General features: G+C 64.0%; 8 protein-coding genes. 5 read left to right on the top strand and 3 right to left on the bottom strand.

Annotated features, from left to right (window positions below):
• The 3 genes from LQV39_RS24845 to LQV39_RS24835 form a co-directional block, all read right to left on the bottom strand.
• A partial coding sequence (locus LQV39_RS24845; protein WP_230029869.1) for a DUF3106 domain-containing protein occupies positions 1-698 on the bottom strand: 698 nt, incomplete at its 3' end.
• Positions 699-710: 12 nt separating this feature from the next.
• Entirely contained in the window at positions 711-1,118 is a 408-nt protein-coding gene (locus LQV39_RS24840; RefSeq protein WP_230029868.1) for a DUF3619 family protein, read from the bottom strand.
• On the bottom strand, positions 1,115-1,687 hold the full coding sequence (locus LQV39_RS24835) for an RNA polymerase sigma factor (protein WP_230029867.1): 573 nt from the start codon (positions 1,685-1,687) through the stop codon (positions 1,115-1,117). The genes LQV39_RS24840 and LQV39_RS24835 overlap by 4 nt, the downstream gene beginning before the upstream one ends.
• A gap of 121 nt (positions 1,688-1,808) precedes the next feature.
• Here LQV39_RS24835 and LQV39_RS24830 point away from each other — a divergent pair, with 121 nt between their 5' ends.
• From LQV39_RS24830 to LQV39_RS24810, 5 genes are all read left to right on the top strand, one after another.
• Positions 1,809-2,435, top strand: coding sequence for a glutathione S-transferase (locus tag LQV39_RS24830; protein WP_230029866.1), 627 nt, complete (start codon positions 1,809-1,811; stop codon positions 2,433-2,435).
• Between the two features lie 348 nt (positions 2,436-2,783).
• Positions 2,784-4,511 (top strand): acetolactate synthase 3 catalytic subunit, encoded by a 1,728-nt coding sequence (locus LQV39_RS24825; protein ID WP_230029865.1) that lies wholly within the window; start codon positions 2,784-2,786, stop codon positions 4,509-4,511.
• Positions 4,511-5,002: an acetolactate synthase small subunit gene (gene ilvN, locus LQV39_RS24820; protein ID WP_230029864.1), complete on the top strand. Its 492-nt coding sequence runs from the start codon at positions 4,511-4,513 to the stop codon at positions 5,000-5,002. The genes LQV39_RS24825 and ilvN overlap by 1 nt, the downstream gene beginning before the upstream one ends.
• Positions 5,003-5,098: 96 nt before the next feature.
• Complete coding sequence (gene ilvC / locus LQV39_RS24815) at positions 5,099-6,115, top strand: ketol-acid reductoisomerase (RefSeq protein WP_230029863.1); 1,017 nt, start codon at positions 5,099-5,101, stop codon at positions 6,113-6,115.
• Between the two features lie 250 nt (positions 6,116-6,365).
• Complete coding sequence (locus tag LQV39_RS24810) at positions 6,366-7,145, top strand: SIMPL domain-containing protein (RefSeq protein WP_230029862.1); 780 nt, start codon at positions 6,366-6,368, stop codon at positions 7,143-7,145.
• The last annotated feature ends 13 nt before the right edge of the window (positions 7,146-7,158 follow it).

Raw genomic sequence — 7,158 nt, 5'->3', positions numbered from 1 at the left:
GGTTGCGGCGCCGGTACGGCCGGCGACGGTTGCTGCGGCGTGCTCGGGACGGTCACGCAGGCCGGCGTGGCGGAGACGCTGTTCTTCATGGTGCCGGCGGGGCAGGAGGTCGCACCCTGGCCGAGCGGCGCCACGACCTTGCCGTTGGCCTGGCTCGGCACCACGGAAGTTTTCTTGCGGCCGGCCACCGAGGCGGCCAGCTTTTTCTTCTGTTCTTCCGGCAGCTGCTGGTAGCTGGCCCAGCTCGCGGTCTTCTGCTCGGGCGCGATCTTGCGCGCACGCGCATAGGTCTCGCGCGCCAGCTCGCGCTGGGCCGGGGTCAGCCTGGCCCATTCGCGCATGCGTTCCTGCACGCGCTGCTGTTCTTCCGGTTTCATGCCGGCGAAGCGGTTCGCCAGCTGCAGCCATTTCTGCTTGCGCACGCCATCCATCTGGTCCCACTCGCCTTGCAGCGGACGCAGGACCAGCTGCTGGGGCGGCGTCAGGGAGCGCCACAGCGGCTTGTCGCCGGTCTTGTGCGCAGCGGGCGCGCCGGGCTTGCCTGCGTGCGGCGCGGTATCGGCGGCGTTGGCGACGGGCGCGCCGTTGCCGCCATCCGGCATGGCGATGCGGTCGTGCTGCTGGCTGAACATCAGCAGAATGCCGGCGAACACGACTGCGGCGCCGGCGGCAGCGACTTTACCCTTGTTTGCCGTCATCAAAGCTGGGCCTTACTGAGCGCGTTGCGGGGCTTGCTGCTGTTGCTCGGCCAGGTAGGCGTTGAAGCCGTGGTCCGTGTAGGCGGTGAGCGGCAGGTCGTCGGACAGCACGGCGGCGTCCAGGTCGGCCAGCTCGGCCGCGCGTTGCTCGTGCTGGCTCTGATAGACGCCGGCCAGGCCGATGACCATCGCCAGCAGCGGCGCGGCCACGGCAAGGCCGCGCACCCACTGCATGCCGAGCAGCGAAGCGACATCGAAGCGCGCCTGCTTGCGGGACTGGGGCGCGTCCGCCTTCTTGCGCGACAGGGCAAGGGCGCGCGCGGCGGCCAGCCGGTCGGTGGTCGAGGCCGGCAGATTCTCGAGGTTCTCGTTCAGGGCGTGGCGGACCTTGTACGCCAGGTTGATGTCGTCGGTATTCATAATTTAATTCCCTTGGCCTCCAGGGCTTTTTGCAGGGAATGCGTAGCGCGAGAACAATGCGTTTTCACACTGCCCTCGGAGCATCCCATCGCTTGGGCCGTTTCGGCCACGTCCATGTCCTGCCAGTAACGCATGAGGAAGGCTTCCCGTTGACGCGCCGGGAGCTTTTGTATCTCTTCATCGATCAATCGCAGCGTTTCGGCGCGTTCGACCTGATCTGCGCTGGATTCGGCGGCGGCCGTTCCTTCCTCGGCCTCGTAGGAATTGAGTATATCAAAGTCCTCGTCGTCGTCTTCGCCGCGCCGGCCCAGGTTTCCGAAGAGGCTGACCCAGGTATTGCGGACCTTCTCGCGCCGGAAATAATCGAGGATGGTGTTCTGCAGGATGCGCTGGAACAGCATCGGCAGTTCGGCCATGGGCTTGTCGCCGTATTTCTCGGCCAGCTTGATCATGGCGTCCTGAACAATGTCCAGCGCTGCCTCGTCTTTGCGGACGGCATACGCAGCCTGCTTGAAGGCGCGCCGTTCCACACTCTCGAGGAAGTCGTTTAGTTCTTTGTCAGTGGCCATGCGATGAAGGGTAGCAAAACCCCCGAATCCTAGCAAAAATAACGGCTGAGCGCACTGAAAACAGGCGCCCCGCGCGCGGCTCGACTATGATTATTCGATCAAGCATCGCGAAAGGACCCTCATGTTGCGCATCCTCGGCAAGGCAAGTTCGATCAATGTCCGCAAGGTTTTGTGGACCTGCGCCGAACTCGGCCTGGCTTTCGAACGCGAAGACTGGGGCTCGGGCTTCCGGTCGACCCGGCAGCCGGACTTCCTGGCGCTGAACCCGAACGCCATGGTGCCGGTGCTCGTCGACGGCGATGTCGTGCTGTGGGAGTCGAACACGATCTGCCGTTACCTGGCGGGGTGCTATGGCGCGGACGCCGCCCTGCTGCCGGCCGCACCAGGCGCCCGCGCCCGCGTCGAGCAATGGATGGACTGGCAGGCGACTGAGCTCAACAATTCCTGGCGCTACGCCTTCATGGCCCTGGTCCGCAACAGCCCGGCGCACACGGACCAGTCCCAGGTCGAGGCCGGCATCGCGCAGTGGAACCGGCACATGGGCATACTCGCGGGCCAGCTGGCCAAAACCAGTGCGTATGTGGCAGGCGCCGATTTCTCGCTGGCCGACGTGGTGCTGGGCCTGTCGCTCAACCGCTGGCTGATGACGCCGATGGAGCGCCCGGATTATCCCGCCTTGCAGGCCTATGCCGAATTGCTGCGCCTGCGTCCGGGCTGCCGCGAATTCTGCCTGAACGGAACCGCATAATTGTTCTTGACCTAAATGGTGCAACGCAGTAAGGTATGGAACGCTTTGCAACCCCGAAGCCCAAGGTCATCCGGTACGGCATATCCCGCCGCGCCAGGAATGACGCGCTTTCACATGTAGGCAGTTTGCTCCAACCCGCGCCAAAAGCGCGAGAGACACGCATTCCGCTGACAGAAACTCACGCCAAACGAGTTTGCGCCCAGCGCCGGTTCGTACGCTGCCTGCCGGCAGCCGAAAGATCGACGTGACCGCAGAAAGAAGGGAAGCATGAGCGCTGTCGCGTGACACGTATCTCGTCAGGAACGAGCATCCGATCAATCTCCCTATGGGTCTTGAAAGGAAAACGTAATGAGTCACGACACGGCAGTTCCCATCACGGGCGCTGAAATACTGGTCCGTTGCCTGGCCGAGGAGGGCGTCAAACACGTCTTCGGCTATCCCGGCGGCGCCGTCCTGTATATCTACGACGCCATCTTCAAGCAGGACAAATTCCAGCATATCCTGGTGCGCCACGAGCAGGCGGCCATCCACGCGGCCGACGCCTATTCGCGCAGCTCGAACCAGGTCGGCGTGGCCCTCGTCACCTCCGGTCCGGGCGTCACCAATGCCGTCACCGGCCTCTCCACCGCCTATATGGATTCGATTCCGATGGTGGTGATTTCGGGCCAGGTGCCGACCCACGCGATCGGCCAGGACGCCTTCCAGGAATGCGACACGGTCGGCATCACCCGGCCTGTGGTCAAGCACAACTTCCTCGTCAAGGACGTGCGCGACGTCGCCGCGACGATCAAGAAAGCCTTCTATATCGCACGTACCGGCCGTCCGGGCCCGGTGCTGGTCGATATCCCGAAGGACATCAGCATGCAGAAGGCCCTGTACGACTATCCTCGCGAGATCGAGATGCGCTCGTACAAGCCGGTCGACAAGGGCCACGCGGGCCAGATCCGCAAGGCCGTGCAGCTGCTGCTGGCCGCCGAGCGCCCGATGATCTACACCGGCGGCGGCGTGATCCTGGCGAACGCCTCGAACGAGTTGAACCGCCTGGTCGACAAGCTCGGCTACCCGGTCACCAACACGCTGATGGGCCTGGGCGCCTACCGCGCCTCCAGCGGCCACTTCGTCGGCATGCCGGGCATGCACGGCACCTATGAAGCGAACATGGCGATGCAGCATTGCGACGTCCTGGTCGCGATCGGCGCCCGCTTCGACGACCGCGTGATCGGCAACCCGAAACACTTCGCCAGCAATCCGCGCAAGATCATCCACATCGACATCGATCCTTCGTCGATCTCGAAGCGGGTGAAGGTCGACATCCCGATCGTCGGCAACGTCAAGGACGTGCTGGTCGAGCTGCTGTCCCAGCTGGACGCGGCCGAGCAGAAACCGAATGAGCAGGCGCTGCAGAAGTGGTGGGGCCAGATCGGCGAATGGCGCGGCCGCGAATGCCTGAAGTACGCGCCGTCCGACGAAGTCATCAAGCCGCAGTCGGTGGTCGAGACCCTGTGGCAGGTCACCGGCGGCGACGCCTTCGTCACCTCCGACGTCGGCCAGCACCAGATGTGGGCCGCGCAGTATTACCCGTTCAACCAGCCGCGCCGCTGGATCAATTCGGGCGGCCTGGGCACGATGGGCGTGGGCCTGCCGTACGCGATGGGCGTGCAGATGGCGAACCCCGGCGCGACGGTCGCCTGCGTTACGGGCGAGGGCTCGATCCAGATGAACATCCAGGAACTGGCGACCTGCAAGCAGTACCACCTGACGCCGAAGATCATCCTCCTGAACAACCGCTTCCTGGGCATGGTGCGCCAGTGGCAGGAGCTCGACTACAACTCGCGCTATGCCGAGTCCTACATGGATGCGCTGCCCGATTTCGAGAAGCTGGCCGAGGCCTATGGCCACGTGGGCATGCGCATCGAGAAGCCGGGCGACGTCGAGGGCGCGCTGCGCGATGCCTTCGCCATGAAGGACCGCCTGGTGTTCATGAACTTCATCACCGACCGCAGCGAGAACGTCTGGCCGATGGTCAAGACGGGCAAGGGCCTGTCGGAGATGCTGCTGAGCTCGGAGGACCTGTAATGCGCCACATTATCTCTGTCCTGCTCGAGAACGAAGCGGGCGCCCTGTCGCGCGTGGTCGGCCTGTTCTCCGCGCGCGGCTACAACATCGAGACGCTGACGGTGGCGCCGACCGAAGACCCGACGCTGTCGCGCATGACCATCGTCACCACCGGCTCGGACGACATCATCGAGCAGATCACCAAGCACCTGAACCGGCTGATCGAAGTCGTGAAGGTGGTCGACCTGACCGAAGGCCAGCACATCGAGCGCGAGCTCATGCTGATCAAGGTGAGGGCGGTCGGCAAGGAGCGCGAAGAGATGAAGCGCACCGCCGACATCTTCCGCGGCCGCGTCATCGACGTGACCGAGAAGACCTACACGATCGAGCTGACGGGGGCGAAGTCCAAGCTGGATGCCTTTATCGATGCGATCGACCGGGCTTCGATTCTCGAGACGGTGCGTACTGGCGGCAGCGGCATCGGCCGCGGCGAGCGCATATTGAAAGTTTGAAGTTGCGGTGGGCTCGGGGAGCCCACCCTACGCCATGAAATGTAGGGTGGGCACCCCGTGCCCACCAACCAAACACACCAAAACACAGGATACAAAATGAAAGTTTTCTACGACAAAGACTGCGACCTCTCCCTCATCAAAGGCAAGAACGTCGCCATCATCGGCTACGGCTCGCAAGGCCATGCCCACGCCCAGAACCTGAGCGAATCGGGCGTCAACGTCACCGTCGGCCTGCGCCGCGGCGGCGCGTCCTGGAACAAGGTCGAGCAGGCCGGCATCAAGGTTGCCGAAGTCAACGAGGCAGTGCAGGCCGCGGACGTCGTGATGATCCTGCTGCCGGACGAGAATATCGCCCAGGTCTACAAGGAAAACGTCGAGCCGAACATCAAGCAGGGCGCGGTGCTGGCCTTCGCCCACGGCTTCAATGTCCACTACGGCCAGGTCGTGCCGCGCGCCGACCTCGACGTCATCATGATCGCACCGAAGGCCCCGGGTCACACCGTGCGCAACACCTACAAGCAGGGCGGCGGCGTGCCGCACCTGGTGGCCGTCTACCAGGACAAGTCGGGCGCAGCGCGCGACATCGCTCTGTCGTATTCGATGGCCAACGGCGGCGGCCGCGCCGGCATCATCGAGACCAACTTCCGCGAAGAGACCGAGACCGACCTGTTCGGCGAGCAGGCCGTGCTGTGCGGCGGCGCCGTCGAGCTGATCAAGGCCGGCTTCGAGACCCTGACCGAAGCGGGCTACGCGCCGGAAATGGCCTACTTCGAGTGCCTGCACGAGCTGAAGCTGATCGTCGACCTGATCTACGAAGGCGGCATCGCCAACATGAACTACTCGATCTCGAACAACGCGGAATACGGCGAATACGTGACCGGCCCGCGCATCGTGACCGAAGACACCAAGAACGCGATGCGCCAGTGCCTGAAGGACATCCAGACCGGCGAATACGCCAAGTCCTTCATCCTCGAGAACAAGGCCGGCGCCCCGACCCTGATCTCGCGCCGCCGCCTGAACGCCGAGCACCAGATCGAACAGGTGGGCGGCAAGCTGCGCGCGATGATGCCGTGGATTGCCAAGAACAAGCTGGTGGATCAGTCGAAGAACTAAGCTCGGCTACTACCTCGTCGTTCCCGCGCAGGCGGGAACCCAAGTTTTTACCGGAAGCCGGACAGGCCAGCTAGATGCCGATTTGTCCGGCTTCGCTACGTGAACTTGGGTTCCCGCCTTCGCGGGAACGACGGGTAGGTGCGGGAACGACGTAATGAGATGCAACCATTTGCAAAAGTCCATTACATCCATCCCCCACCTCCCCCAAAAAGCGCTATCGTTCCCCCTGCAACCCAACAGGAGAACCACAATGCGCCCATCCCGCCTCATCCTCGCCGCCAGCCTCGCCTTGGCACTGAACGCCCAGGCGCAAACGACGCCGGTAGCGGCCGCAACAACGAGCGGCACCCTGATCATCGTCCCGGCCTATGGCGAAGTGAAGCACGCCAACGACGAAGCCACCGTCACCTTCTCGGTCGAAGAGCAGGACAAGGACCGCGCCGCCGCGCAGGCGCGCGTGAACCAGAAGATGAAACAGGGCACGGACATCGTGCGCCGCGAAGATCCGCGCGCCGAGCTGAAGACCGTCAATTACTACAGCTACCCGGTGTATCCGGAGGTGCCGGACAATCCGCAGCGCCCGCTGGCCACCCAGGCTGCGCGCCGCGTGCCGATCGGCTGGCGCGCCGGCCAGTACCTGGAAGTCAAGACGCGCAATCTCGAGAACCTGCCGAAGACCGCCGCCGCGGCCCAGAAGGTGCTCGGCATCACCGGCATCGACTACCACCTCAGCCCCGAGCTGACCCGCAAGCTCGACGATGAGCGCATTGCCGCCACCTACCGCAACCTGAACGAGCGCATCGGCTCGATCGCGCGTGCGATGGGGCGTAATGTGAACGACGCCGTGATCGACACCGTCGATTTCGAAGGCAGCGGCCATTACGCGGGCGGGCAGGCCGAGATGGCGGCCGCGCCGATGGCGATGATGCGCGGCAAGCGCGCGGATATGGCCGAGACCCCGGAACCCAGCTTCGAGCCCGGCGAAACCCGCCTGGAAATGCGCCTGGTGGGCAAGGTGAAATTCCGGTAACAGTATCGGTTCG

Source organism: Massilia sp. Bi118, from assembly GCF_918697865.1.
Lineage (GTDB): Bacteria > Pseudomonadota > Gammaproteobacteria > Burkholderiales > Burkholderiaceae_D > Telluria.
Note: the sequence above shows the minus strand (reverse complement) of the source record. Positions and strands in the feature narration are given on the sequence as shown.